Below are 1,522 nucleotides of genomic sequence, written 5' to 3' on the forward strand. Positions count from 1 at the left end.
GTCGGCGGGTTCGGCGATCGGGGTCGCCGGACGGTTGCCGATCTCCAGGCGTTCGGTGTCGACGAGGACGCAGTCCAGTGCCGGGTCGAACCGGTCCGCGTGCCGGGACCGGGTGACCACCACCCGGGCACCGGCGTCGGCGAGCATCGTGTTCACCCGGTCGGCCGGGAACGACGGGTCCAGCGGCACGTAGGCGCCACCGGTCTTCCAGACCGCCAGGAAGGTGGCGATCAGGTCCGGACCCCGGTCCAGCAGCACCCCGACGAGGGACTCCGGCCCCACGCCCCGGGACCGCAGGTGCCGGGCCAGCCGGTTCGCCCGGGCGTCCAGCTCCGCGTAGTCGAGTTCCAGCTCGCCGAGTGCCACCGCGATCCGGTCCGGGTGCGCGGCGGCCACGTCGGCGACCAGCTCCGGCACGGTACGGGTCGGCGCCGTGCTGGGGTTGACGGCGTACTCGCCGAGCAGCCGCTCCCGCTCGTCCGCCGGCAGGTGGTTGCCCCGGGCGTCGCCGCCGACACCGGTCGCCGCCATCGCCGCCAGCACCGCCCGGTACATCGCGCCCAGTCGGGTCGCGTCCGGCCGGCTCAGCATGTGGGTGTCGGCGGTCAGCACCAGGCTGCCGGTCATCGCGGCGACGGCCAGGCCGAACTCGGTGGCTCCCTCGCCGAGGCCGGACTCCACGTCGACCAGTTCGGTGTCGACCGCGTCGAAGTCCTGGTAGCTGAACCGCACGTCCAGCAGGCGCTGGCCGTCGGCCAGGTCACGCTGGATCGCCGGCATCGGATAGCGCCGGTGCGGCCAGAGTTCGACCTCGCGGTCGAAGACCTGCCGGACCAGCTCACCCCAGGTCGCCGCTCCTCGCCGGTGAGCGAAGGGCAGGGTGTTGAGGTACATCCCGTACACCCGGTCGGCGCCGTCGACCTCGGGTCGGGCGCTGCACACCAGGCCGGTGAAGAACGCCGGCTCGTCGGTGAGCTGGCTCATCACCTTCAGGTGTGCCGCGTGCAGCACCGCCTTCAACGACGTACGGGTCGCCGTGGCCAGCGCCCGCAGCTCCGGCTCCAGGTCGCGTACCGGCACGGTGACCGAGTACGGCTCCCGGGGCGTCGCCGGGTCGGCGGCCCAGCCGGTCGGCAGCGACAGCCGGGTGTACCCGTCGACGATGCCGCGCCAGTAGTCGCGGTCCTCCGTCGAGGACAGCGAGCCGAGTTCGGCGGCGATGAAGTCCGCGTACCGGACCGCCGGGCGGGTCGCCGGTGCCGGTGTGCGGCCGGCCCGGAGCTGCTGGTACAGCTCCAGCAGCTCGGTCAGCATCGCCCGGTGGCTCCACCCCTCTGTGATCGGGTGCGAGACCGTGACGGACATCCACCACGCCTCGTCGCTCTCCTCGTGCACGGCGAACCGCAGCAGCGGGGCCACCCCGAGGTCGAACAGCTCGGCCCGTTCCGCCGCGGTGAACTCCCGGATCGCCTGCTTCCGCCCGGCGGCGTCGAGCTGCCGGATGTCGCGTACCGCGATCGGG

1 protein-coding gene is annotated in these 1,522 nt (G+C 73.3%); it reads right to left on the minus strand.

The genetic code is table 11. The features are described from left to right. Positions 1-1,522: condensation domain-containing protein (locus tag AAH979_RS42930; RefSeq protein ID WP_346263859.1), on the minus strand; the 1,522-nt coding region annotated here is incomplete at both ends.

The organism is Plantactinospora sp. ZYX-F-223 (assembly GCF_039649625.1).
In the GTDB taxonomy this organism is placed as follows: Bacteria; Actinomycetota; Actinomycetes; order Mycobacteriales; family Micromonosporaceae; genus Plantactinospora.